The sequence below is a fragment of the Streptomyces sp. NPDC002845 genome, assembly GCF_053591955.1.
In genome coordinates, this window is the sequence record NZ_JBSFUU010000066.1 from 32,527 (window position 1) to 58,179 (window position 25,653).

Consider the following 25,653-nt stretch of genomic DNA (forward strand, 5'->3'; position numbering starts at 1 on the left):
GCACGTCCAAGGACGGTGGAAAGGACAAGGAGTCCTGGGGCGGGAAGAACGACAAGGAGTCCTGGGGCGGCGGCCACGAAAAGCCCCGTGGCGGGATGCACACCGGAGGCGGCGCGCTTGCCGCGCAGGGCGGGACCGCGGGCGGGCTGGCCGTCCTGGCGGTCGCCGCAACCGCTCTGTACGCGGCACGCCGTAAGGCGACTGCCGGAAGCGCGGCCTGATCCATGCCGGGCGCGATAGCCGTTGCGGCCGCCACACGCGTGCCGTGTGGCGGCCGCCGGCCTGCTTCCCCGTGTCCTGTCCGCTCTGCTGCCGTTCCCTGGTGAGGTGGTGTCCGATGGCAGCTCGTCCTTCTTCCCCCACCGGCAACGAAGCGGCCCCGACTGAGCAGAGATCCCGCGTCGCCGTGATGGTGCTGGGCGCCGTCGCAGTCCTGTTCCTGGTGGTGAGCCTGTTCGGCAGCCACGACACATCGTCCGACGCCTCCCACCCGCCGCGAGCCGCTCAATCCTCCGCGTCGTCTCCGCCCACGGGGCAGCCGGCCACGGGCCGACCGCCCATGGGGCAACCGGCCGCAGGCCAAACGGCAAAGCGATCCTCGGAGCAACCGGCGGGGAAGCATCTGCCGCGATCGAAGCCCCTGCGTCTGCTCATCCCGAAAATCTCGGTCGACGCCCCCTTCACGGAACTCGCCGTCGGTCCCACGGGGCAGCTCGCGGCCCCGCCGGCCGACGACGTCAACCTCGTCGGCTGGCACGCCGAGGGAGCCTCCCCCGGAGAGATCGGCACGTCGATCGTCGCCGGTCACGTCGACACGAAAACGTCTCCCGCCGTGTTCGTGAGCCTCCGAGAACTGGAGAAGGGGGACGTCTTCCACGTCGTACGAGCCGACGGGCGCAAAGCCTCTTTCGTGGTCGACAGCGTGGAGACGTTCGACAAGGAGCACTTCCCCGACCGGCGTGTGTACGGCGACACCGCCCAGGCCCAGGTCCGGCTCATCACCTGTGCGGGTGACTACGACCGTAAGGCGGGGGACTACACGGCCAACCTGGTCGTCTTCGCCCACCTCACCTGAGCCCGTCCTGCCCGTGCCCTGCCTCCGGGGGCGGCGTGGCCGGTCACCCGCGTAGCTCATACGAGTCGCGCACTACTGCGGACGCGCAGAGGATCGAGGAACGCCGACGTCGCACTACTGCGGCCGTCGTTCACCTCTGCCCCGCGAAGGAGATGTGCGCAGGATGGGTATCACGTCTGCACCTGCTTCCGAACCGCTGACGCGACAGATGTCGCCACGTGTCTCCCAGTCCGTGTTCGACGGCTCCCGGCTCCGTGTCGTCCTGCTGGTGGACGTCTACGACGGAGCACAGCAGCAGTTCCTGGAGGCGTACGAACAACTGTGCAACCAGGTCGCGTCCGTTCCCGGGCATGTCAGCGACCAGCTCTGCCAGTCCATCGAGAATCCCTCCCAATGGCTCATCACCAGTGAGTGGGAGAGCGCCCCGCCGTTCCTCGCCTGGGTGAACAGCGAGGAGCACGTGCGGATGGTGGAGCCGCTGCACAGCTGTGTCCGGGACACCAGGTCGCTTCGCTTCCACATCGTCCGCGAGACCGGCGGCCCGGCGGTGGACGCCGCGTCCGGGAAACGCCGGCTCCAGGCGTCGCCCAGGATCGGTGACGGTCTGATCCGGCACGCGCTCACCTTCACGGTCAAGCCGGGCAGCGAGGAGGCCGTCGCCAAGATCCTCGCCGACTACGCCTCGCCCGAGCCGCAGGTCGACGAGACCACCCGGCTGTGCCGCACCTCCCTGTTCATGCACGGCAACCGGGTGGTGCGGGCCATCGAGGTGCGGGGCGACCTGCTCGCCGCGCTGCGCCACGTCTCCAGGCAGCCCGAGGTACGGGCCGTCGAGGAGGCCATCAACCCCTATCTGGAGCAGCGGCGGGATCTCAGCGATCCCGAGTCCGCCCGGGTCTTCTTCACGCGGGCGGCGCTGCCCGCCGTACACCATGTGACGGCGGGTCGGGAGAGTCCGGACGCCGTGCGGCACGCGTTGTACTACCCGGCCCGGGAGGGCTGCGGTATGCGGCTGGCCGAGTTGCTCGCCCAGGGGGACGAGGCCGCGGCGGACGATCCGCACGGCCCGGTGCTGCGCAGCACGATTTTCCAGCGCCACGACGTCGTGGTGCGGCTGATCGACGTGCGCGGCGGTCTCGACGCCGACCCCGGCCCGGTGCTCGGCCTCACAGATCGCCGTCACGCGGCCGAGCTGACGGCACTCCTCGACGGCCGAGCCCTTGGTGCGGACGCCTCCGCGGTGGAGGACGGCGCACCCACTCGCCTTCTCATGCTCGCCCGCATGGATCTCGTCACCGACCGCGTGGCCGACGCGTGATGCGTCAGCACGCGGGCCGCGGCAGTCATGCACCCCATGTCGATGCGGCACACGATCGGAGGAACGTCGTGATCAAACCCCAGCCCAGAATCGTGGATCTCAGGGAGGTCCCGCCCAACACCCGCCGCGGCGGCGATCTGCGCGCCATGCTCACCCCCGCCACGGTCGGCTCCACCAGCGGTTTCATGGGCGTGGCCATCGTGCGGCCCGGTGACCGCATCGGTGAGCACTACCACCCGTACTCCGAGGAGTTCGTCTACGTCGTGTGCGGGCAGCTGGAGGTGGACCTGGACGGCGACCCGCACCCGCTGCAGGCCGAGCAGGGGCTGATGATCCCCGCCCACATGCGGCACCGCTTCCGCAACGTCGGCGACGTGGAGGCCCGCATCGTCTTCCACCTCGGCCCGCTGGCCCCGCGACCGCAGCTCGGCCACGTCGACACCGAGGAGACCGCCGCCGTCGCGGTCGCCGCGGAGAGTGCCCACGCGAGTGGGGGCCGGACGGCCGAGCGGCGTCAGGTCCGTTCATGAGCAGGCGCGTGGCGGTCACCGGCATAGGCATCGTCGCCCCGGGCGGCATCGGCGTACCGGCGTTCTGGGATCTCCTGGCGAACGGTCGTACGGCGACGCGGGGCATCACGTTCTTCGACCCGGCCGGCCTGCGCTCGCGGATCGCCGCCGAGTGCGACTTCGACCCGGCGGCCCACGGGCTGGACGCGGAGCAGATCGCACGGAGCGACCGGTACATCCAGTTCGCCCTGGTCGCCGGGGAGGAAGCGGTACGGAACTCCGGTCTCGACCTCGCCCGGGAGAATCCCTGGCGGGTCGGGGTCTCGCTGGGCACCGCGGTCGGCGGCACCACCCGGCTGGAGCACGACTACGTCCTGGTCAGCCACCACGGGCAGCGGTGGGACGTGGACCACCGGGAGGCGGGTCCGCACCTGCACCGCGCGTTCTCGCCCAGCACGCTCGCCTCGGCGGTGGCAGAGCGGTTCGGAGCATGCGGGCCCGTGCAGACCGTCTCCACGGGCTGCACCTCGGGGCTCGACGCGGTCGGGTACGCCATCCACACGATCGAGGAGGGCCGGGCCGACGTGTGCATGGCCGGCGCCTCGGACTCGCCGATCTCACCGATCACCATGGCGTGCTTCGACGCGATCAAGGCCACCTCTCCGAACAACGACGACCCCGCCCACGCCTCGCGTCCCTTCGACGCCGACCGCGACGGGTTCGTCATGGGCGAGGGCGGTGCCGTACTCGTCCTGGAGGAGCTGGAACACGCCCTGGCCCGCGGCGCGCACGTGTACTGCGAGATCAGCGGCTATGCCACCTTCGGCAACGCCTACCACATGACCGGCCTGACCAGCGAGGGCCTGGAGATGGCCCGGGCCATCGGAGCCGCCCTCGACCACGCCCGGCTCGACGCCACGGCGATCGACTACGTCAACGCGCACGGGTCTGGCACCCAGCAGAACGACCGTCACGAGACCGCCGCGGTCAAGCGCACGCTGGGCCGGCACGCCTACGACACGCCCATGAGCTCCATCAAGTCCATGGTGGGCCATTCCCTCGGCGCGATCGGGGCGATCGAGGTGGTCGCCTGTGTGCTGGCCCTGGTCCACCAGGTCGTACCGCCCACCGCGAACTACGAGACCCCGGACCCCGAGTGCGACCTGGACTACGTCCCGCACGTCGCCCGCGAGCGGAGACTGAACAGCGTGCTCTCCGTGGGCAGCGGGTTCGGCGGCTTCCAGTCCGCCGTGATCCTGACCCGGCCGAAGGAGAGGACACGATGAGCGCACCGCGTCCGCGGCGCGCGGCCGTCACCGGAATCGGCGTGGCCGCGCCGAACGGAACCAGCACCGAGACCTTCTGGAAGTCCACTCAGGAGGGCATCAGCGTCCTCGGCCGGGTCACCCGCGAGGGATGCGAGCACCTGCCGCTGCGGGTGGCCGGCGAGGTCCGGGACTTCGACGCACCGTCGGCGGTCGAGGAGCGCTACCTCGTCCAGACCGACCGGTTCACCCACTTCGCGATGACCCTGGCCGACCTCGCGCTGGACGACGCCGGCCTCGGCCGACCCGACACCGACGAGTCGCGGTTCTCCATGGGTGTGGTCACCGCGGCCGGTTCCGGCGGTGGTGAGTTCGGGCAGCGAGAACTGCAGCAGCTGTGGGGAAAGGGGAGCCGTTTCGTCGGGCCGTACCAGTCCATCGCCTGGTTCTACGCCGCCAGCACCGGCCAGATCTCCATCCGGCGCGGCTTCAAGGGCCCCTGCGGTGTGGTCGCCGCCGACGAGGCGGGTGGCCTGGACGCCCTCGCGCATGCGGCGCGGGCTGTGCGGCGCGGCACCGACGTGATCGTGGCCGGATCGACCGAGGCGCCACTGGCCCCCTACTCGATGGTCTGCCAGCTCGGTTACGAGGAGCTGAGCACCGTCGGCGACCCGGAGCGCGCCTACCGTCCGTTCACCGCCGCGGCCTGCGGATTCGTGCCCGCCGAAGGCGGCGCCGTGTTCGTCGTGGAGGACGAGACCTCGGCCCGTGAGCGGGGCGCGGAGGTGCGGGCCACCCTCGCCGGACACGGGTCGACGTTCACCGGCGCCTCGTGCTGGGAGCCGTCCCGGGAGGGGCTGGCCCAGGCCGTCCGGGGTGCCTTGGACGAGGCCGGCTGCGCCCCCGAGGAGATCGACGTGGTCTTCGCCGACGCCCTCGGTGTACCGGAGGCGGACCGTGCCGAGGCGCTGGCCATCGCCGACGCCCTCGGCGCACACGGAAGGCGCGTGCCCGTCACAGCGCCGAAGACCGCCATCGGCCGGGCCTACTGTGCTGCGCCCGTGCTGGACACCGCGGCGGCCGTGCTCGCGATGGAGCACGGCCTGATCCCACCCACGCCCAACGTCTTCGACATCTGCCACGACCTCGACCTCGTGACCGTCCGCGCCCGTGTCGCCGAGCTTCGCACGGCGCTGGTCCTCAGCCGGGGACTCATGGGGGCGAACTCGGCGCTGGTGCTACGGCTCGGAGCCACCGACGCCTCGTAGGGAGGCGTTCCGGAAGAAGGAGAAAACCGCATGAGTGAACGAATCACCGTGGAAGAGCTGGCCGAGCTCATGAAGAAGGCCGCCGGCGTCACCGTCGCTCCGGAAGAACTCCAGCAGCGGTACGAATCGGGCTTCGACGCCTTCGGTGTCGACTCGCTCGGTCTGCTCGGCATCGTGGGCGAGCTGGAGAACCGGTACGGCACACCGATGCCTCCCGACGCCGAGCGCTGCAAGACCCCCCGGCAGTTCCTCGATCTCGTCAACAGCGCACTTCTGGCGGGAGCCTGACATGGCCGGACACACCAAGAACGAGATCACCATCGCCGCGCCGGTCGACCTGGTCTGGGACATGACCAACGACGTGGAGAACTGGCCGCAGCTGTTCAGCGAGTACGCCTCCGCCGAGATCCTGTCCAGGGAAGGGAACAAGACGACCTTCCGGCTGACCATGCACCCCGACGAGAACGGCACCGTGTGGAGCTGGGTCTCGGAACGGGTGACAGACCGCGACGCGCTCAGCGTCACCGCCCGCCGCGTCGAGACCGGGCCCTTCGCGTACATGAACATCCGGTGGCAGTACGAGGAGGTGCAGGAGGGCACCCGGATGGTGTGGACGCAGGACTTCGAGATGAAGCCGGACGCACCGGTCGACGACGCCTGGATGACGGGTAACATCAACCGCAACTCCAAGGTCCAGATGGCCCTGATCCGGGACCGCATCGAGCAGGCCGCCACGGAGCACAGGCCCGTGCCCACCCTGACCGACTGAGCCGGACGGAGGACAGGACGATGCACCAAGCCCTGATCGTCGCCCGCATGGCTCCTGGGTCGGCCCCGGACATCGCCAAGGTGTTCGAGGAATCGGACCGTGGAGAGCTGCCGCACCTCGTGGGGGTCACCCGGCGCAGCCTCTTCCAGTTCGGTGACGTGTACCTGCACCTCATCGAGTCCGAGCGGGACCCCGGACCCGCCATCGCCAGGGTGGCCGGGCATCCCGAGTTCAAGGACATCAGCGAGCGGCTGTCGGCGCACGTCACCGCGTACGACCCCGCGTCCTGGCGTTCACCGAAGGACGCGATGGCGCACTGCTTCTACCGCTGGGAACGGGACGCCATCTCCTGAACCGTCCACTCGGCCGCCGTCCACCAGGCCGCCGGCCGCCGGGTCCGCGCGCGTCGCGGGCCCGGCGGTCTGTGGTCTGTGGTCTGTGGTCTGTGGTCTGTGGTCTGTGGTCTGTGGTCTGCGGGATGGTTTCAGGCGGCGTGGTCACCGGGGACGGTGCAGTCGAAAGCGTGCAGGTAGGGGTTGACCTGGCGGACGTCGTCGATGACCAGCCCCGCGTCGGTCAGTCGGCAGACCATGCTCTCGGTGGTGTGCTTCGCCCCACCGACGTTGAGGAGCAGCATCAGGTCCATGGCGGTGCTGAACCGCATCGAGGGCGTGTCGTCGACAAGGTTCTCGATGACCACGACCCGTGCTCCGGGACCGCCCGCATCGATGACGTTGCGCAGTGTCCGGGCCGTGCTGTCGTCGTCCCACTCCAGGATGTTCTTGATGATGTACACATCGGCCTGGACCGGGATGTCCACACGGCAGTCGCCGGGCACGACGCGCATCCGGTCCGCGAGCGCGCCGCCCGCCCGCAGCCGTGGATCGGCGTTCTCCACCACGCGCGGCAGATCGAGCAGGATGCCGTGGATCGACGAGTACTTCTCCAGCAGACTCGCCACCACATGCCCCTGACCACCCCCGATGTCGGCGACCGACGAACTCCCCGACAGATCGAGGAACTGCGCGACGTCCCGCGCGGACTGCACGCTGGAAGTCGTCATGGCGCGGTTGAAGACATCGGCCGATTCCGGGGCGTCCTCGTTGAGGTAGTCGAAGAACTCCTTGCCGTACAGGCCCTCGACGACGTTCCGGCCGGTGCGCACCGCTTCGTCCAGCATCGGCCACGCGTCCCAGGTCCACGGCTCGGTGCACCACAGCGAGATGAAGCGCAGACTGTTCGGATCGTCCTCGCGCAGCAGCCGGGACATGTCGGTGTGCGCGAACGTCCCGTCCTGCTGCTCGGCGAAGACGCCGTAGCAGGACAGGGCCCGCAGGAGCCGTCGCAGCGGTCGCGGCTCGGTCTTCACCGCCGCCGCGAGGTCCTCCACGGACAGGGGGCTGTCACCGAGGGCGTCGGCGACTCCCAGCCGGGCGGCCGCGCGGAGCGCGGCGGCGCACGCCGCCCCGAACACGAGCTCCCTCAGCCGCATGGACGGCGGTGGGGCGGTCTGTGCGGTCGTCATGTTGCCGCCTTTCTCTCTTCTCGGGTGCACGGGTGGCTACGGCTTGGTTGCACGGGTGGCCACCGCCGGCCGGTCAGCACAGTCCCGCGGGCCTGGATGCCCGGCAGACGTTGTCTTCGAAGGTGTTGCCCTTGCCGCCGGTGTCGGCGTTGACGAGGTCCGCCGGGGCGTTGCCCCGCACGACGTTGTCCGTGATCAGGTTCCGCTCGCTGGTGGCGCCCACGATGCTCTTGAACAGGACGATGCCGCCCGACAGCGGGGAGGTGCCGACGTTGTCCGTGACCACGTTCCGCGTCACCAGGGTGTCCTCGGCGCCGGTCAGGACGATGCCGGAGCCCTGCAGGGCGTCCAGCCGGGCGGTCTTCGGGCAGGACTTGTTGTTCCGCGCGATGTGGTTGTCCCGCACGGTCAGGGCGCCGGCCTTCGGCCTGTTCTCGTCACCGACGACGAACACCGCCGCGCAGTTGCCGGTGATGTGGTTGCTCGCGACGGTGAGATTCCTCAGGCGCCGGACGGTGACACCGATCCGGTTGCCCTCCAGCCGGTTGTGTTCGACCACCGTTCCCCGGGTGTCCGCGGCGCCTTCCTCGGCCGTGATCGTGTTGGCGAGGAACAGGCCCGCGTCGCCGTTGTCCCGGGCGGTGTTCCACCGGAGCACGCTGCGGACCGAGCGCTCCTGGGCGATGCCCCAGACGCCGTTCTTCACCGCGGTCACGTTCCGCACGGTCAGCCCGTCGGTCGCCACGGCGGACACCCCGTTCCCGGTGAAGCCGGTCACGGTCAGGGAGGCGACGGTGACACCCTCGACGGGGCGGTCCTCCGTCCCCACCACGCAGATGCCATTTCCGTCCTCGGCACAGCTGTTGGCGGCCTTCTCCGTGCCCGGTTCGATCACGGTGCCGCGGCCCGTGCCGCGCAGGGTCAGCCCGGGTGTGCTCACCCTGACGCTCTCGCGGTAGGTGCCGTGGGTCAGCAGAACCGTGTCTCCCGGTTCGGCGGCGTCCACCGCCTTCTGGATCGATTCTCCTGGTGAGACCATGTGGGTCGTGTGGTCGGCAACGACCGACGGGGCGGCGCCGAGCCCCGCCCCGACGATCGCCGCGGTACAGATCAGGTAGGAGATGTGGAGTTTCTTCATATTCCGCACGCTATGATCCGAAGAGTTGATTACAGGTCGGATAGGCCATCCGGTGGCGTGTCATACGCGCGACCGCAGGCTCGGCGGCGCCGATCACATCTCGAACCGCCCGCTTGGCGTGATCAGGCAGGCCTTGCCATCTCGCAGGACCATCGAAGAGGATGCCGAGCGGGGACCGGGGCCCCCGTGTCGGAATCGGCAGGGGCGGACCGCTACCCGGAGTAATAGCAGGAGACAGCGATGTCCCAAGAGGCTCACGACACTCAAGAAGAGGCACACGAGCCCGAGACCCCGCATCTCGACTTCAAGGGAACGACCCCCTACGAGGACTACGTCCAGGCCGACGTCCTCACCCACCTCCAGCACACCCTCTCCGACGACCCTGGAGAGATGGTCTTCCTGGTGACGACCCAGGTCATGGAGTTGTGGTTCACGGTCATCGTGCACGAGTGGGACACGGCGTCCCACGCCCTCCGCGAGGACGACGTACTCACGGCGATCGCCGCCCTGAAGCGTTCCGTACGGGAACTGGAGGCTCTCAACGCCTCCTGGCGCCCCCTCGCACAGCTCACACCGGCCCAGTTCAACTCCTACCGCAGCGCCCTCGGTGAGGGCTCCGGGTTCCAGTCGGCGATGTACCGCCGCATGGAGTTCCTGCTCGGCGAGAAGTCCGCCTCCATGCTCGTACCCCATCGCGCGGCGCCGCGCGTGCACGCCGAGCTGGAGAAGGCGCTGCACGAACCGAGCCTGTACGACGAGGTGCTGCGCCTGCTGGCCCGCCGCGGCCACGCTGTACCCGAGTCCGTCGTACGGCGTGACGTGTCCCTGCGGTACGAGCCCTCCGACGAGGTCGAGGCCGTGTGGACCGCCCTGTACGCGGGCGACGAGACCGACGAACTCGCCCGCCTCGGCGAGGCGTTGACCGACGTCGCCGAACTGGTCTGGCGCTGGCGCAACGACCATCTCGTGGCCACCCGCCGCGCCATGGGGGCCAAGCCCGGTACCGGCGGCTCCGCCGGGGTCGCCTGGCTGGAGAAGCGCGCCCGGAAGAACGTCTTCCCCGAGCTGTGGACGGCGAGGTCCCATGTCTGAGAACCCTGAACTCGCCACTGTGGCAGCGGAGTTGGATGCCGCCGACGAACTGTCCGGCCTCCGCGAGCGGTTCGTCCTCGACACGGTGTCCGATCATGCGGCTGACGCCGCGGGTGTCTACCTCGACGGCAACTCCCTCGGCGCCCTCCCCGGACACGTCCCCGCCCGCGTCGACGACGTCGTACGCCGTCAGTGGGGCGCCCTCCGTATCCGTTCCTGGGACGAGAGCGGCTGGTGGACCGCGCCGGAGCGCATCGGCGACCGTATCGCCCAGCTGGTGGGCGCGGCGCCGGGGCAGATCGTGGTCGGCGACTCGACAAGTGTCAATGTTTTCAAGGCCGTTGTGGCGGCTGTACGGCTCGCGGGGGACGGCCGCGACGAGATCCTCGTCGATGCCACCACCTTCCCCACGGACGGGTACATCGCCGAGTCCGCGGCCCGGATGACCGGCTCCACGCTACGGCCGGTCGCGCCGGACGAGGTCACCGGCGCCCTCGGCCCCCGTACCGCCGCCGTACTCCTCAACCACGTCGACTACCGCACCGGCAGGCTCCACGACCTGCCGGCGCTCACGGCCGCCGTGCACGCGGCGGGCGCGTACGCCGTCTGGGACCTGTGCCACAGCGCGGGCGCCCTGCCCGTGGGGCTGGACGAGCACGGGGTGGATCTGGCGGTCGGCTGCACGTACAAGTACCTGAACGGGGGCCCGGGTTCACCCGCGTACCTGTACGTACGACGTGACCTTCAGCCCCGCTTCGACTCCCCCCTCCCCGGCTGGAACTCCCACACCGACCCCTTCGGTATGCGTCCCGCCTACCAACCGGCAGCGGGTGCGGTGCGCGGTCGCGTCGGTACGCCGGACATCCTGTCGATGCTGGCGCTGGAGGCGGCGCTGGAGGTGTGGGACGGGGTGCCGATCGAGGCCGTACGCGCCAAGTCCCTCGCCCTGACGGACTTCTTCCTTCAGTGCGTGGCGGCGTACGTTCCCGAGGGGCGTGTCGAGTCCCTGACACCGGTTGCCCATGCGGAGCGCGGCAGCCAGGTCGCGCTGCGGTGCACGGACGCCGGGGATGCCGGGGGTGCCGGGGACGTGATGCGGCGGCTGATCGAGCGCGGGGTTGTCGGGGACTTCCGGCCCCCGGACGCCCTGCGCTTCGGCTTCACGCCGCTGTACGTGGGCTTCGGTGATGTGGAGCGGGGGGCGCGGGTGCTGGCGGAAGTGCTGGCGGAGGTGCCCGTCGTGTGACAGCCATGTCTCACGACCGCGTGTGACGACCGCGTGTAGACGCACGTCACCGGCCTGATACCGTCCCCGCACCACCCCTTACCGCCCCGCACAAAACCGTTTCGCCGCTGAGAGGTTGGAGCATGCCGGACGACGCCGTGACCCGCGGCGCAGTGATTCGCGACGCCGTGGCTCGCGACGCCGCCGAGGAGGCGTCCGCCTTCTCGCACCCGCCCGTGGACCCCGACGCCACCGCCGCGTACGGCGACCATCCCGACCAGGTGATCGATTTCTACGCCCCGCGCGCGGAGCAGCAGCGTGCCGGGGACGGGGGAAACGGTTCTGTACCGCTCGTGGTCGTCCTGCACGGCGGGGCCTGGCGTGCGGCGTACGACCGCCGTCACATCACCCCGTTCGCCGCCTTCCTGGCCCGCCGGGGCTTCGCGGTGGCCAACGTGGAGTACCGGCGGGGCGGTTCGGGCGGTTCTGGTGGTGCTGGTGCTTCGGGTGGTCCTGGTGCCTTGGGTGCCTCAGGCGGTTCGGAGGGGGCGGACGGGGCGGAGGCCGGGCGGTGGCCGGAGACGTTCGACGACATCGCGGCGGCGTTCGACGCGCTGCCCGCGCTCGTACAGGAGGCGCTGCCGCAGGCCGATCCGCGCCGTACCGTGATCACCGGGCACTCGGCGGGCGGCCACCTGGCGCTGTGGGCCGCCGCGCGGCATGTCCTCCCGGCGGGCGCGCCCTGGCGCACCGACCGGCCGGCGCCGTTGCGCGGTGTCGTCGCCCTCGCCCCGATCGCCGACTTCGGCGTCGCCGAGAAGCTTGAGGTGTGCGGGGGCGCGGTCACGCAACTCCTGGGCGCTGGAGCCGAGTTCGTCGAACGACGCCCGTACGCCGACCCGGCCCTGCTGCTGCCCACGGGCATCGCGACCACCCTGGTCCAGGGCCGTACCGACGTGGTCGTCCCGCAGGCCGTCGCCGAGTCGTACGCGGACGCGGCGGCCAAGGCGGGCGAGGTGGTCGGCCTGACCCTCCTGGAGGACGTCGGCCACTTTCCCCTGATCGACCCGGCGGCGGACGCGTGCGCCGTGGTGGCGGAGGAGATCGCCCAGTTGGCGTGGTGAGCGGTGGGGGTACGCCCTCTTGTGCGCTTGTACGGCCTATCGGGTGTCGGTACACCCCTTCGGCCGTCCGCTTGGTGATACCCGTAGTACCTGAGAGCTACGCCGCAACTGAGTTCCCTGGCGGGACGCCGACTACAGGCCCGTGTTCGTAACTTCCTTCCCAGAACGCCCCGATGAGTGGGCGGGGGGACTGGGAGGGAACGCGCCATGGGGGAGCGGACGGCCTGGGGTGACCGGGCGGGGGCGGGAACGGGGGTAAGGGCCGGAACGAGGGCGCCGTGGCCCGGTCGCCTTCGACGAACCCTGCTGGCCCTTCTCGTCGCGGTCGCCGTCGTCGTCCCCGTGTCCGCCGCCGCGCGGCCGCACATCCCCGCCCCGAGGCCCGCCTCTCTCGCCCCGATGACGGTGGCGACACTGACGGAGACGTACGCGGCGAACCGGGCGAACGCCGCGCAGGCGGCCCGCATGGCCGAGGACCACGGCGACCACGGCCGGGCCACGGTGGAGCGGGCCATGGTGGTGCCGTCCCGGCAGTTCCTCCGCTTCGACGGGCGTGGTTCCGGGCAGGCCGTCGAGGTCTTCGGCGACCTCACCCGGGCCGACCACATAGCCGTCCTCGTCCCGGGCTCCGACACGACGCTGGACACGTACGCCCGCTTCCGCAGGGGCGCGAGCGCGCTGTACGAGCGGACGGGCGGGCACGAGGGCAGGCCTGCAGGAAGGCTCGCCGGCGGGCATACGGCGGTCATAGCTTGGCTCGGCTACGAGACCCCGCGCACCATCAGCACGACCGCGATCACCAGCGGCCGGGCCGAGGCAGCCGCTCTCCGACTGCGTGCGTTCGTCGGCGAGTTGCGCGGTGTCGTGGGCCGGGACGCCCACATCTCCCTGCTCTGCCATTCGTACGGCTCGGTGGTGTGCGCCGACGCGGCCGGAGGGCTGGACGCGGACGGTTCCGGTGTGGCCGACATCGCGCTCGTGGGCAGTCCGGGCACGGGAGCGGACAGCGCCGCCAGGTTGCACACCTCCGCGCGTGTGTGGGCGGCCCGTGGTGCCGGCGACTGGGTCGCGGAGGTCCCGCACATCCGTGCCGAACTCTTCGGCACCACCGTCGGCTTCGGCACCGACCCCGTCTCCCCGGCCTTCGGCGCCCACGTCTTCGCGGCGGGCGACGGCGGCCACAGTGACTACTTCTCCCCGGGCTCCGTCTCGCTGGACAACCTCGCCCGGATCGTCCTCGGCGACACCTCGGAGGTGACCCGTGCGTAGGTCAGCCGTTTCGGCCGTACTTACCGGCCCGTCGGCCATGGCGTCCGGCCCGTCGGACGCACCGCTCGCCTTGTCCGCATCGTCCGCACCGGCCGTGTGGAAGATACGCCGGGCCGCCCACCGCCTGGATGCCGCCACCCCGGCCGACCGGGACCGCGCCGTCGACGCCCTGCGGGCCTTCGCGATCCTCGGTGTCGTCCTGGGCCACTGGCTGGTGACCGCCCTGGTCGCGGACGGCACCAGGCTGCGTACGGAGAGCCCGTTGGGGCACATGCCCTGGCTGGCGCCCGTCTCCTGGGCCTTACAGACGCTCGCCGTGTTCTTCCTGGTGGGCGGCCATGTGGCGACGAAGGGGTACACGTCGGCACGCGCGCGTGGGGTGACGTACGGGCAGTGGCTGGGCGCCCGTCTGACCCGTCTGTTCCGACCGGTGGCGGCCGTGCTGGTCCTGTGGACGGTCGCCGCGGCCGGGCTGCTACTGACGGGCACGGGCTTCGACACGGTCCACGCGCTGCTGAAGCTGGTGCTGTCCCCGCTGTGGTTCCTCCTGGTCCTCACCGTGCTGACGGCGGCGACCCCGCTGCTCGCCCGGCTCAGCCCGCTGTGGCCGCTGGCCGTCGTCCTCCACGTGGACCTCGTCCGCTTCGGACTCGGCGGACCGGACCGGCTCGGCTGGGTGAACGTGGCGGCGGGCTGGCTGGTGCCGTACACGCTGGGCGCGGCCTGGACGCGGGGGGAGTTGGAGGGCCGCCGCGCGGGCTGGGTCCTGCTCACGGGTGGTACGGCGGCGACGGCGGCCCTGGTCGCCTGGGCGGGCTACCCGGCGTCGATGGTCGGCATCCCGGGCGCGGCGGTCTCCAACCTGAACCCGCCCACCCTGGCCGCCGTCGCCTTCGGCCTGGCCCAGTGCGGTCTGGCGCTGCTGCTGCGGGGGCCGTTGCGCCGGGCGATGCGGCGACGCCCCATGGCCTGGGCGGCGGTGGCCCTGGCCAACCTCTCCGCGATGACGATATTCCTCTGGCACCAGACCGCCCTGATGGCGACCATCGACACAGGCCTGCTCGCCGGCCGTCTACCCGGCCTGCACACCCGCCCCGAGAACCTGACCTGGGTGGCGGCCCGGCTGGCCTGGCTACCGGCGTTCGCACTCGCCCTCCTGACCTGCTGGGCCGCGTTCCACGCCCACGAGCACGGAGGCCGTCCTCGGGCAGCCCGGAAGCGCACCCGAGTCGTACGGGCCGGGCCGGGGGAGGACGGCCGGGGTGCAGGGGTGCGGTCGAGGGCGGATGACCCGGGCGTACAGGTCGGCCCCCAGGAAGGCGACCACGGCGTACGAATGCGGCCGGGGGAAGACGGCACGGAGCCCCGAGCTGCGGCGGCGGCCGGAAACCGTGAGGACCGAGGCGGCGCGCGGTGCCTAGGGTGGGGCGGGTGAGCGTGGTGGAGAAACGGCTGGCCCGGGGACTGCGGCTGCTGCGTGAGGACTTGTGGACCGCAAAGGCGAACCCGCTGCCGCCCTCGGTGTGGCTGCGCTGGCTGCCGCACGGCCTGGTTGTCCTGGTCGCGATCGGCGTCACGTTCGCCAACGCGGACCACATGGCCGACGGCTACAACCAGGGCGTGGGCTACAGCCTGCTGTGCTCGATGGTGCTGGGCGCGGCCGTGGCGCTGGCGCTGTGGTGGCCGGTTCCGGCGTGGCAGCTGTCGATGGTGGTCAACGTCGTGGTGGCCCTGGGCGCCCGGTCCCAATTCATCTCCGGACAGGCCGATTTCACCCCCTGGCCGTGGACCCCGGCCGCGATTGTCGCGCACGCCATGGTGCTGTTCCTGCTGGCGTTGCGGGTGCCCACCCGCGTGGCCGCCGAGGCGCTGGCCCTGACCGCGCTGATCACGTGGATCATCCAGGGGCCCATCGGCGCCTCGGGCTACTCATCGACGGGCGTGCTGGCGGTGGCCGTGTTCGCCGGCACCGTGCTCCTCGGCAGCACCCAGCGCGGTCGCCGCGAGGCCCGCACCCAGCTCGTCGAACAGGCCGGCATCACCGCCGAGGAGCGTGCCCGCCGCACCGTGCTGGAGGAGCGCAGCCGTATCGCGCGCGAGTTGCACGATGTGGTCGCCCACCACATGTCGGTGATCTCCATCCAGGCCCAGGTCGCCCCCCACCTGGTCGAGAACCCGTCCGAGGAGCTGAAGGAGAACCTGGCGGGCATCCGCGAGAACGCCCTGGAGGCCCTCACCGAACTCCGCCGGGTTCTGGGTGTCCTGCGCTCCGAGCACCCGGAGGACCCGCACGGCATAGGAGCCCCCGATGACGGCACGGCACCACACGCCCCGCAGCCCACCCTCGACCGTCTCGACGCGCTGGTGGAGAACACCCGGGCCGCGGGCCTGTCGGTGACCACCGAGGTCAGTGGTGAGGTGCGCCCGTTGCCGCCCGGGGTGGAGTTGTCGGCGTACCGGATCGTCCAGGAGGCGTTGAGCAACGCCCTGCGTCACGCTCCCGGTTCCGGCGTCCGCGTGGAGCTGACCCACTTCCCGCGCGGCCTGCAGGTGCGGGTCATCAACTCCCGGCCCACGCGCCCGGCCCCGCCGTCCCCCGGCGCGGGACACGGCCTGCTCGGCATGCGGGAACGCGCCGCGATGCTCGGTGGCACTCTCATGGCGACGGAGACGTCGCACGGCGGTTTCGTGGTGGCGGCCTTCCTGCCCCGCTCCGGCGGAACGGGCACGGGCGCAAGCACGGGTACGAGCACGGACACCGGCTCCAACGACTCCGTTGACGGTCTCACCGGCAGCCCTACCGACAGAAGCCCAGACAGGCCCGCAGTCAGGCCCATTGACGGCTTCACCGCCAGCCCGAACGACCCGCCCACCGACGCCACCAACGACTCCGCAGGCCTGACAGGAGAACAGACCCCATGACGAGCGGCACCATTCGTGTACTGATCGCCGACGACCAGCAGATGGTCCGGCAGGGCTTCACCGTGCTGCTCAACACCCAGCCCGGCATCGAGGTGGTCGGCCAGGCGGTGCACGGCCTCGACGCGGTCGACAAGGTCGCCGGGCTCACCCCGGACGTCGTTCTGATGGACATCCGCATGCCCGAACTCGGCGGCATCGAGGCCACCCGCCGCATCACCGCCGAGTACCCGTTGATCAAGGTCCTGGTGCTGACCACCTTCGACCTGGACGAGTACGTGTACGAGGCCCTGCGCGCGGGCGCCTCCGGCTTCCTGCTGAAGGACGCCTCCGCCGAGCAACTCGCCGAAGCGGTACGGGTGGTGGCGGCGGGGGACGCGTTGCTCGCGCCCGGGGTCACGCGCCGTCTGATCACCGAGTTCGCCCGCCAGGACACCACACCGCGCGCCCCGCTGAAGGAGCGCGTCGGCGACCTCACCGAGCGCGAGACGGAGGTGCTCGCGCTGATCGCGCAGGGCCTGTCGAACGCCGAGATCGCCCAGCGCCTCGTCGTCGCCGAGCAGACCGTGAAGACCCATGTGGGCCGCATCCTCGTGAAGCTGGGCCTGCGGGACCGTACACAGGCGGCGGTGTTCGCGTACGAGTCGGGACTCGTGCGGCCTTCCGGATACTGACCGGTAACGGTGACGGTGGACCGCCAGGCTGGCGACGCACCCACGCAGGAAGTGGGGCCGGGCGAGGTGAACATGCTCACCGGCGACTTCACCTTCTCCGCCCCCGACGCCTTCGCGTTCGGCCTGACGGTGAACCGCACCACCTCCTCGCGGCAGAGTGCAACGAGCGAGGACACCAACGGGCAGGCGGCCATCTTCGGCCCTGACTGGATCTCGGGCATCACCTCGGACATCTCCGGCTCCGATTGGAGCGACATCCGCCAGACGTCGCCCACCTCGGTCGAACTGATCGACTCCCACGGCGTCGGCACCGGGTTCACCGCCACCAGCGGCGGTGGCTGGCAGCCGGAGCCAGGCTCGGAGGCCCTTACACTCACCGGTTCGCTGACCGGGTCGTTCACGCTGAAGGACACCGCCGGCACCACCACCACGTTCGCCAAGGTCGACCCCGCCGCCACCACCTGGCAGGTGGCCACCAGTTATCTGTCCGCGGCGAACTCCACCACCACGGTGGTGTCCGAGAAGGTGGTCTCCGGCAGCCAGACCCTGGCCCGCCCGAAGTACGTGATCGCCCCGACCTCGGCGGTGTCCGCGGACACCTGCGCGGCCACGCCGTCCACCAAGGGCTGCCGCCTGCTGGAGTTCGTCTACGCCACCGCCACCACCGCCACCCCCACCGCGTTCGGGGATGTGGCCGGGCAGGTCAAGGAGATCCGCCTGTGGGCCACGGAGCCGGGCGCATCCGCGGCGACGTCGAAGTCGGTGCAGATGTACCTGTACGACGATGCCAAGCATCTGCGACGGGTGTGGAATCCGCAGATCGTTCCGTCACTGTTCACCGACTACAGCTACGACACCGCCGGCCGGATCACGCAGCTCACCGACCCCGGACAGCTGCCGTGGACCTTCACGTACGGCCAGGCCGGCAACGCCGCCACAGCCGGTGACGGCATGCTGCTGGCGGCCTCGCGGCCCGGCCTGAGGCAGGGCACCGCGGATGTCACGGAGGGCACCGCGGCCACCAGCCTGGTCTACGACGTGCCGCTCACCGGCCCCAGCGCGCCGAACGCGATGGGCACATCCCAGGTCGCCGCCTGGGGGCAGAGCGATGTGCCGACCGACGCCACCGCGGTGTTCCCGCCGGATGCCGTCCCCGTCTCGCACGACGGCCAGGCGCTGACCGCGGCCGACTACACGCGCGCTGGGATCAGTTACGCAGACGCCTCGGGCCGGGAGGTGAACACCGCCACGCCGGGCGGGCACATCTCCGCAACCGAGTACGACAACCGTGGCAACACTGTTCGCGAACTGACCGCGACCAACCGGGAGTTGGCACTGGCCACTAGCGGCCAGCAACTGGACACCCTGGTCCGCCTGGGAATCAGCGATGTGTCGACCGCTGAGCGCGCTCAGGCGCTGTCCACCCTCCACAACTACTCCAGTGACGGGGCGCGAGAGCTGGATGCGTACGAGCCGCTGCACCTTGTCACGCTGACGAGCATCCTCCAGGCCGGCACGGGCGGTACCAGCCTGCCGGCGGGCACGCAGGTGGCCGCACGACGGCACAGCGTCACCACCTACGACGAGGGTCGCCCGACGGACGGCTCGGCCACGATCCAGGACACGCCCACCACGGTCACCGTTGGGGCGCATGTCGACGGCTACCCGGCCGATGCGGACACGGTGGCCAACAAGACCACCTACGACTGGATCAAGGGTCATACCACCAGCAGAATCGAGGACGCCGGCGGCAAGAACCTCACCAAGACCACTGTCTACGACTCCCAAGGCCGGATGAGCAAGACCACCTTGCCGAAGTCGACCGGCGCTGACGCCGGCACGACCGTCACCACCTACTGGTCGGCCACGGGCACTGGCGCGTGCAACGGCAGGCCGGAGTGGGCGGGCCTGGTGTGCTCCACGGGACCAGGCGGTGACATCACCGGCGGCGGTACCAACCCCATCCAACTGCCCACCAGGACGTTTGAGTACGACTTCTGGGGCCAGCCGTCGAAGGTGACGGAGACCGCCAATGGCGTGACCCGCACCACCACGACGACCACCGACGCCGCCGGCAGGCTCACGAACATCAGCATGACCGGCGGGGTGGGCACCGCGGTCTCCCAGACGGCCACCACCTACAACCCCGACAGCGGTCAGACCGCTACGGTCACCAGCAACGGTCAAACCATCGCCACCAGCTACGACAAGCTCGGCCGCCAGATCAGCTACAACGACGGCGCCGGGAACACCACCACAACCGAGTACGACCTCCTGGACCGGTCGGTGAAGACCACCGACTCCGTCCCGTCCACCACCACCTACACCTACGACACCACCAAGGACCCACGCGGCCTGGCCACCTCGATCACCGACTCGGTCGCCGGAACCTTCAGCGCCTCCTACGACACCGAAGGCAACCTCGCCGTTGAGTACCTGCCCGGCGGCTACACCCTCACCGTCGGCTCGGACACCGTCGGCGCCGAGACCTCGGCGATCTACACGCGGGACAGCGACAGCACGATCGTCCTCGCCGACACCGTCGACTACTCCATTCACGGCCGGATCGTTCACCACACCGGAACCGTCGGCGACACCACGGAACAGGACTACACCTACGACAATCCAGGCCGTCTCATCCGCACCGACGACACCGCGGCCGACGGCACCTGCACCCGACGCGTCTACACCTTCGACGACAACACCAACCGCACCTCGCTCGCGACCTCGGTCAGCGCGCCCGCGGCAGGGTGCACCGACAGCGGGGCCACGACGGTCACCGGCACGTACGACAGCGCCGACCGGCTCATCGCCGGCGGTGTCACCTACGACGCGTTCGGCCGCACCACGACCCAGGCCAACGGCGCCACGATCGGCTACTACGCCAACGACCTGGTGCGCCGGCAGACCGTAGGCACCACGCGCCAGACCTGGGACCTGGACGCCGCCCAGCGCCTCGCTACCTCCACCACGGAGACGCAGGACACCGGCGGCACCTGGAGCCAGACCAGCCACGCCACCAGCCACTACGGCGACGACGGTGACAGCCCCTCGTGGATCACCCAGGACCCGGGCGGCGTCATCGCCCGTAACGTCCAAGGGCTGACGGGCAACATGGAAGACACCACATCCGCCACCGGCGACACGGTGCTCCAGCTGACCAACATCCACGGAGACGTCAGCGTCCAACTGCCGGTGGACATCACCCAGAACCCGGTCGTGCTCCGTGCGGACGAGTACGGCAACACAGCACCGGGCAGTCCGACAACCCGCTATGGCTGGCTCGGCGGGAAGCAGCGCTCCAGCGACACTCTCACCGGAGCCATTCTCATGGGCGTACGGCTGTACGATCCGACCCTGGGCCGCTTCCTCTCGGTCGACCCGGTCCCCGGGGGCAGTGCCAACGCCTACGACTATTCGGCCGCCGATCCGGTGAACAAGGTGGATCTCAACGGCAAGTGGCATAAGTGGACCACGCTGTATCGCTACTTCGGCAAGGTCAAATGGCACCTGTGGGGGTTCTGGAAGAGCTGCTGGTGCCGACAGGCTGGCTGGCACATGGGCGCCTCCGTCCGGATCTACTTCAACAAGTGGGCCACCAACTGGTTGGCGGATGAAGGGCCCTACGCGGCCGGCTTCTGGAGCGTCGTCTTCGGCTTCACATTGAGTTGGGCTGGAGGCGCGTACGGGGCCGCGGTGGCATCCCTGATGGCCGGCTACGCAGCTTGGGTCATCTGGATGGCAAAGGCCGTAAAGAGGAATAAGTGCCTCGGCGTGTATTCGGCATGGCAGTTCCGTACGACTACGTGGTATCCCAAGGTCTACCATTGGTACCGGCGTTGTTGAGCGCTGCCCGCCGCTAGCAGTTTCACGCACGTAAGGAAATAGATGGCTCCGGCCAGGCGACCGGGTTAGGTCGCCTGGCCGGAGCTCATCCGATACAACCGGGCTCCCACAGGTGACGGCCCGGCTGAACCATGGGACTTGTAGGAGGTAGCGTGCCAAAGCTCATTTTGTTTTCCGCTGTGCAAGCCTTTGTGGCTTTCCTCTTCATCGGCTTCTACGTGGAGCTGCGTATCGAGTTCGGCGATTATGCACATCAGTTCATCGAAACCGCCGCCTTTCTGCTTGCGGTCGCATGGATTTCTGCAATGTTTCAGCTTCGAAAGGCTGGCCAGCTGAAGTTCGCACGAGAACCCCGCGCGCCGAAAGAGTAATCGCCTCGGGTGAACAGGGCTGTGCCTGGGGATTTTCGCAACAGCCAAGATAAGAAACTGGTATCCCATGGCGTATGGCTATCCGTACAGGAGGAGATGCTAATTGCTCCGGCTGCACTTCGCGACCTTCGCGGCCACGGACGGCTCTTCAGCCCGTAGATCAACCCGGGCCGATCAGGCAAGAGCTTTGATCTGACGGGTGGCCAGCTGTTCGGTCACCACAGCCCCCCTGAGCGGTGTGCATCGTGAAGTCGCAGGTCACAGGTCTGGTGTGAATGGCGAGTTGGATACTCGTGCCGGTCGGCGGCCGATGACCATGGCGTAGATCATCGGGCGGGTCCGGCTCCGGCGGGATGCCGGGTTCGGCTGCGCCTACGACCGGCCCCGCCTACGATCCGTCAGCAGGTCGACACGCCGTAAGAACGCGGAAGGGCGCGGGGGATGCAGGAGCGGCAGTGGATCATGGCCCGCCGGAGCGAACTGGACGCTCTCGCCGAGGAGTTGGCCAAGAAACTCCAGGAGGTCCATGCCGAGCGGGATGAACTGGCGATCGCGGAGCGGGTGTTGAACCGCCTGGCCGAACAGGCTCAGGCCGACGCCGGGGCTTTCGCTCCGGTATCGGCGAAGGTGGCCGGGCGGGCAGTCCTGCTCATCCCGCAGCGCAGCGACGCGGCCGACGAGGGCGCGCTGCCCGGCGACTACCGCAAGATCCTGGCGATCGTGCGGGAGGCCGACGGCCCGGTGCAGGTCCGGCGGTCGGCGAGCGGCTGGGGCTGGACGCCTCGGTGCGCGGCAAGCTGGAACCTTTGCGGGCGAAGATGACCAAGCTCGCCGACCGCGGCTGGCTGCACAAACGCCCTGACGGGCAGTTCACCGCACGTCCGTAACTGTGCGGGGCGGGGGCGTAACTGACGAACCCCCGACGGCAGTTGAGTTTGGTGTGAAGAAAAGCAATAGTGCCGTCGAGGGCCCTGACGGCCTTGTCTACACCGCCCGCCTGCCGCTGTCGAGTGCCACTCTGAACTGGCTCGCCGACCTGATACGCGGCCACCTCAAGAAGATCGGCTCCAGGTGGCGCGCCCTGCCCGCGGGGAAGATCGCCACCATTGTGCTGGCAGCGCTGCGCTGTGACCAGCGGCCCGGCGACCTGGCCGGCGGCAACGGAGTACACCGCACCACCGTTACCCGGTGGGTCCGCGAGGTCATCGGCTTGCTCGCCGCCCGCGCCCCACGCCTGGACCGGGCCCTGAAGAAGATCGCCCGAATGGGTGGCGGCATCGTACTGCTGGACGGATCGGTGGTCCGCACCCGGCGCAGAACCGGGAAGGAGAACCGGAAGAACTACTCCGGCAAGAACAAATGCCACGGCCTGCTCGTGATCGCCCTCACCGACGACCGGGGCCGGCTGCTGTGGATCTCGGCGGCCCGCCCCGGGCGCACCTCGGAGATCACCGCTTGCCGGCACGGCAAGCTCACCCAGAAACTGCGGGAAGTCGGGCTCGGAGCCATCGCCGACCTGGGATTCGTCGGCCTCGACGACGGCGGTCCCGACGCCGACCCGGCGGTGATCACCGGCTACAAGGCCGCCCGGAACCGGCCCCTGACGCGAGGCCAGAAGCTGTCCAATACGGCACTGGCGGCCGTCCGGGCGCCCGTCGAGCACGGCTTTGCCCACCTCAAGAACTGGCGCGTCCTCGGCAAGGTGCGCACCGACCCCGCCTGGGCGACCGCCCTGGTCAGGGCCTTGCTGGTCCTCACGAACCGCGAAGTCGCCCGATGACCGACGATCTTCACCAAAGTCACCTGCCAGCGACCAGCACGAGCATCCCGATGCCCACGCACACCAGCCCTGTGACCAGCAACTTCAGCTTGCACACCTCCCAGTGGGGCCAGATCAAACCGTGCTCCGGAGCCACCTCACGACGCCTGATCTTCACGAATTATCTGCGAACCGGGGCCAGTTGGAGTCGCCTCGGTGGGTCCACCGACCGGACCCGACCACGGCCCCGTCATCACCACCCGCAACGGCGAAGCCATGTTGCGCCTCCTTCTCCAAACTCATCCGCGACGTCGCCCTCACCCACCCCGACCTGGCGGACATCAAGCTGGCACTGCGCGCCGACTGCATAGCACGCTCGGTCTCCCCCTCCACACCCCCGAAATCAAAAACATCCCATTCGGGCGCGGACATGACATAAGGTCAGACACGTGTGCGGGCCCGCACCAGCGGCCCGCACCAGCCGTGCACGAACAAGAGACAGAGATCCATGTGAAACCCACCCGACACCCCGCGCCACGGGCAAGACGCCGATTAGCCCGGCCGCTCGGCGCCCTGATCGCCTTCGGTGCATCCCTGATGCTGGTGTTCACCACCGCCACCGCCGCCCATGCGCACTACGTGTACCAGTCCGACGAGGTGTGGTCCAACAGCGACTCCTCCAAGTGCCTGTACACCTACGCGGAGGTCTCCCACGGCGGCAGAGGCGGCTACGCCAAGTCCTACGGACTGGCCTCCTCCGGCATCCCCTTCTCCCAGGCGTGCATCCTGATCTGGAACCGGCCCCCGGGCAACCTCAAGACCGGATGGCAGTACTTCAAGTGGGACGGCGCCAAGTGGGGCGTGTGCCGGCAGCTCATGGGCACCCAGAACCCCGACGGCACCTGGAGCGGCTACGCCAACACCACCGAGACCTCCAGGATGGAACTCACCTACGACTTCGGGGTCTACCCTCCCTGCGGCGGCGGCTACTACGCCACCAAGGCCGGGTCCACCGTCTACTACGGCGGCACCTGGTACGGGGGCAACGTTCCCATCTGGTCCGGACAGCACTTCATCGAGCCGTAACCTGCAAGGACTGGAGACACCACGCATGAAGAAGACCCGTGTATCCCTCGCTGTGGGAGCGGTGGCCGGGGTGCTGCTGCTGGGCGCCGTGGCGGCGAACGCCTCCGCCGATGAGGGGCCCCGCCCCGCCGACAGCGGGCAGGCCGAGAAGGCCGCGGTGCCGCCGGCGCCGCCCACCCCGGAGTGGGTCAACCCCGACGGCACGGTGGACGAGTCCAAGATGCCCGAAGAGCTGCCGCTGATCGGGGCGGACGGCAAGGTGGTCAAGGACGCAAACGGCAAGACCGTCATGGTCAAGACGCGCGTCAAGCTCGCGCAGTCCGGTGCGCCCCAGGGGCTCGTGGCCGGTCCCCGGGCCGGGGAGAAGCGGTCCACCAGCACGGACGCAGAAGGCCGCAAGACGGAGACTGTCGAGGTCAAGCCGTCCGTTCCGCCCGCGCACTGACCTGGCGGAGACGCCGGAGAAGAAGGGCACCGTATGAGCAGGCTGCTGGAAGCGGTGTGTGCGCTGACCGTGGGCGTCCTCGTTGCGCTCCTTGTATGGGGTGCTAACCCTGGCGCCGTGCGGGTGGCGTGGCGGGAGGGCGAGCTGAGCGGTGTGACGGTCGTGTTCGTGGCGGCGTGTGCGCTGTGGCTGGTGCTGTGGCGCAGGCGTACCGGGCGCGGCCGGCTGGCATGGCCGCTTGTGGTGCTGCTGTGCGGTGCGGCTGTTGCGCTGGTCGTGGCGGCCATGGCCGGTTGACCGGCGCAGGCAGGCAGGTGGGGCTTCCCGTTCTTGTGGGCGGGGAGCCCCGCTGGAGTTTTCGGGCTCGGGCTGCTGTTAAGGATCTTGGCAGGAGGGGCAAGGTATCCCTGCGTCACGGCTGCTGTGTCGCCGACCTGGTCCGATTCCGGGGCGTCACGCCTGCGATTACAAGGCCGCCCGGAACCGGCCCCTGACGCGAGGCCAGAAGCTGTCCAATACGGCACTGGCGGCCGTCCGGGCGCCCGTCGAGCACGGCTTTGCCCACCTCAAGAACTGGCGCGTCCTCGGCAAGGTGCGCACCGACCCCGCCTGGGCGACCGCCCTGGTCAGGGCCTTGCTGGTCCTCACGAACCGCGAAGTCGCCCGATGACCGACGATCTTCACCAAAGTCACCTGCCAGCGACCAGCACGAGCATCCCGATGCCCACGCACACCAGCCCTGTGACCAGCAACTTCAGCTTGCACACCTCCCCCTGGGCCTGCTGAAGCGCAGAAGTAGCCAAGGGTAGCAGCCTCGATCTTCCTGTCCCGGAGGCGGGCGGGAAGATCGAGGCACCCCAGGGCAAACCTGGAGCGCCTAACCCTTCAGTCGTAGATCGGTTGGGTGGCTGTAGTTCAGCGATCTCATGGTCCGGATAACTCCCCTGTATGCAGGCGGAGTTGCTGGACGTGCCAT

Annotated in this window: 24 protein-coding genes and 2 pseudogenes; 24 read left to right on the top strand and 2 right to left on the bottom strand. The window is 69.7% G+C overall.

The genetic code is table 11. The features are described from left to right. The 9 genes and pseudogenes from ACWD3C_RS35295 to ACWD3C_RS35335 form a co-directional block, all read left to right on the top strand. A pseudogene (locus ACWD3C_RS35295) lies at positions 1-221 on the top strand (hypothetical protein); the annotation flags it as partial. Between the two features lie 116 nt (positions 222-337). Beyond that, positions 338-1,075 (top strand): class F sortase, encoded by a 738-nt coding sequence (locus ACWD3C_RS35300; RefSeq protein ID WP_451150431.1) that lies wholly within the window; start codon positions 338-340, stop codon positions 1,073-1,075. 163 nt (positions 1,076-1,238) lie between these two features. Then, entirely contained in the window at positions 1,239-2,393 is a 1,155-nt protein-coding gene (locus tag ACWD3C_RS35305; protein ID WP_451150433.1) for a SchA/CurD-like domain-containing protein, read from the top strand. 68 nt (positions 2,394-2,461) lie between these two features. After that, positions 2,462-2,923, top strand: a complete 462-nt coding sequence (locus tag ACWD3C_RS35310; RefSeq protein WP_451150435.1) for a cupin domain-containing protein — start codon at positions 2,462-2,464, stop codon at positions 2,921-2,923. Further along, complete coding sequence (locus ACWD3C_RS35315; protein WP_451150437.1) at positions 2,920-4,188, top strand: beta-ketoacyl-[acyl-carrier-protein] synthase family protein; 1,269 nt, start codon at positions 2,920-2,922, stop codon at positions 4,186-4,188. Before ACWD3C_RS35310 ends, ACWD3C_RS35315 begins: the two co-directional genes overlap by 4 nt. After that, positions 4,185-5,435, top strand: coding sequence for a ketosynthase chain-length factor (locus ACWD3C_RS35320; RefSeq protein ID WP_451150439.1), 1,251 nt, complete (start codon positions 4,185-4,187; stop codon positions 5,433-5,435). Before ACWD3C_RS35315 ends, ACWD3C_RS35320 begins: the two co-directional genes overlap by 4 nt. Before the next feature lie 30 nt (positions 5,436-5,465). Next, positions 5,466-5,723 carry an acyl carrier protein gene (locus tag ACWD3C_RS35325; protein WP_451150440.1) on the top strand — a complete coding sequence of 86 codons (258 nt, stop codon included), beginning with the start codon at positions 5,466-5,468 and terminating at the stop codon, positions 5,721-5,723. A 1-nt stretch (position 5,724) separates the two neighbouring features. After that, positions 5,725-6,204 (top strand): SRPBCC family protein, encoded by a 480-nt coding sequence (locus ACWD3C_RS35330; RefSeq protein WP_451150442.1) that lies wholly within the window; start codon positions 5,725-5,727, stop codon positions 6,202-6,204. Positions 6,205-6,224: 20 nt separating this feature from the next. Beyond that, positions 6,225-6,557 (top strand): TcmI family type II polyketide cyclase, encoded by a 333-nt coding sequence (locus ACWD3C_RS35335; RefSeq protein ID WP_451150444.1) that lies wholly within the window; start codon positions 6,225-6,227, stop codon positions 6,555-6,557. Positions 6,558-6,688: 131 nt separating this feature from the next. On the opposite strand, the gene ACWD3C_RS35340 is transcribed toward ACWD3C_RS35335, so the two are convergent. Next, positions 6,689-7,729 carry a methyltransferase gene (locus ACWD3C_RS35340; protein WP_451150446.1) on the bottom strand — a complete coding sequence of 347 codons (1,041 nt, stop codon included), beginning with the start codon at positions 7,727-7,729 and terminating at the stop codon, positions 6,689-6,691. A gap of 73 nt (positions 7,730-7,802) precedes the next feature. Then, positions 7,803-8,867, bottom strand: coding sequence for a right-handed parallel beta-helix repeat-containing protein (locus ACWD3C_RS35345; protein ID WP_451150448.1), 1,065 nt, complete (start codon positions 8,865-8,867; stop codon positions 7,803-7,805). 240 nt (positions 8,868-9,107) lie between these two features. On the opposite strand from ACWD3C_RS35345, the gene ACWD3C_RS35350 reads away from it, so the two are divergent. The 15 genes and pseudogenes from ACWD3C_RS35350 to ACWD3C_RS35420 form a co-directional block, all read left to right on the top strand. After that, the gene (locus ACWD3C_RS35350; RefSeq protein WP_451150450.1) at positions 9,108-9,959 is read left to right on the top strand and encodes a tryptophan 2,3-dioxygenase family protein; all 852 of its coding nucleotides are present in this window, start codon (positions 9,108-9,110) and stop codon (positions 9,957-9,959) included. Next, entirely contained in the window at positions 9,952-11,205 is a 1,254-nt protein-coding gene (gene kynU / locus ACWD3C_RS35355; protein WP_451150452.1) for a kynureninase, read from the top strand. The genes ACWD3C_RS35350 and kynU overlap by 8 nt, the downstream gene beginning before the upstream one ends. A 122-nt stretch (positions 11,206-11,327) precedes the next feature. Beyond that, positions 11,328-12,308 carry an alpha/beta hydrolase family protein gene (locus tag ACWD3C_RS35360; protein WP_451150454.1) on the top strand — a complete coding sequence of 327 codons (981 nt, stop codon included), beginning with the start codon at positions 11,328-11,330 and terminating at the stop codon, positions 12,306-12,308. Positions 12,309-12,515: 207 nt separating this feature from the next. Then, positions 12,516-13,577 carry an alpha/beta hydrolase gene (locus ACWD3C_RS35365; protein WP_451150456.1) on the top strand — a complete coding sequence of 354 codons (1,062 nt, stop codon included), beginning with the start codon at positions 12,516-12,518 and terminating at the stop codon, positions 13,575-13,577. A 103-nt stretch (positions 13,578-13,680) separates the two neighbouring features. Then, positions 13,681-15,012 (top strand): acyltransferase family protein, encoded by a 1,332-nt coding sequence (locus tag ACWD3C_RS35370; RefSeq protein WP_451150474.1) that lies wholly within the window; start codon positions 13,681-13,683, stop codon positions 15,010-15,012. Next, on the top strand, positions 15,009-16,499 hold the full coding sequence (locus ACWD3C_RS35375) for a sensor histidine kinase (protein ID WP_451150458.1): 1,491 nt from the start codon (positions 15,009-15,011) through the stop codon (positions 16,497-16,499). The genes ACWD3C_RS35370 and ACWD3C_RS35375 overlap by 4 nt, the downstream gene beginning before the upstream one ends. After that, a complete protein-coding gene (locus tag ACWD3C_RS35380) occupies positions 16,496-17,170 on the top strand; it encodes a response regulator (RefSeq protein WP_451150460.1) in 675 nt (224 codons plus the stop codon). The genes ACWD3C_RS35375 and ACWD3C_RS35380 overlap by 4 nt, the downstream gene beginning before the upstream one ends. A gap of 15 nt (positions 17,171-17,185) precedes the next feature. Beyond that, entirely contained in the window at positions 17,186-21,016 is a 3,831-nt protein-coding gene (locus ACWD3C_RS35385; RefSeq protein ID WP_451150462.1) for an RHS repeat-associated core domain-containing protein, read from the top strand. A gap of 152 nt (positions 21,017-21,168) precedes the next feature. Continuing rightward, the gene (locus ACWD3C_RS35390) at positions 21,169-21,387 is read left to right on the top strand and encodes a hypothetical protein (protein ID WP_451150464.1); all 219 of its coding nucleotides are present in this window, start codon (positions 21,169-21,171) and stop codon (positions 21,385-21,387) included. Between the two features lie 441 nt (positions 21,388-21,828). Beyond that, complete coding sequence (locus ACWD3C_RS35395; RefSeq protein ID WP_451150466.1) at positions 21,829-22,209, top strand: hypothetical protein; 381 nt, start codon at positions 21,829-21,831, stop codon at positions 22,207-22,209. Between the two features lie 118 nt (positions 22,210-22,327). Beyond that, positions 22,328-23,167, top strand: a complete 840-nt coding sequence (locus tag ACWD3C_RS35400) for a transposase family protein (protein WP_451150468.1) — start codon at positions 22,328-22,330, stop codon at positions 23,165-23,167. 576 nt (positions 23,168-23,743) lie between these two features. Continuing rightward, complete coding sequence (locus ACWD3C_RS35405) at positions 23,744-24,232, top strand: hypothetical protein (RefSeq protein WP_451150470.1); 489 nt, start codon at positions 23,744-23,746, stop codon at positions 24,230-24,232. A 25-nt stretch (positions 24,233-24,257) separates the two neighbouring features. Then, the gene (locus tag ACWD3C_RS35410; RefSeq protein ID WP_451150472.1) at positions 24,258-24,677 is read left to right on the top strand and encodes a hypothetical protein; all 420 of its coding nucleotides are present in this window, start codon (positions 24,258-24,260) and stop codon (positions 24,675-24,677) included. 33 nt (positions 24,678-24,710) lie between these two features. Beyond that, positions 24,711-24,974 (top strand): hypothetical protein, encoded by a 264-nt coding sequence (locus tag ACWD3C_RS35415; RefSeq protein ID WP_306965878.1) that lies wholly within the window; start codon positions 24,711-24,713, stop codon positions 24,972-24,974. Between the two features lie 169 nt (positions 24,975-25,143). Continuing rightward, positions 25,144-25,347, top strand: a pseudogene (locus ACWD3C_RS35420) (transposase family protein); the annotation flags it as partial. Between the last annotated feature and the right edge of the window lie 306 nt (positions 25,348-25,653).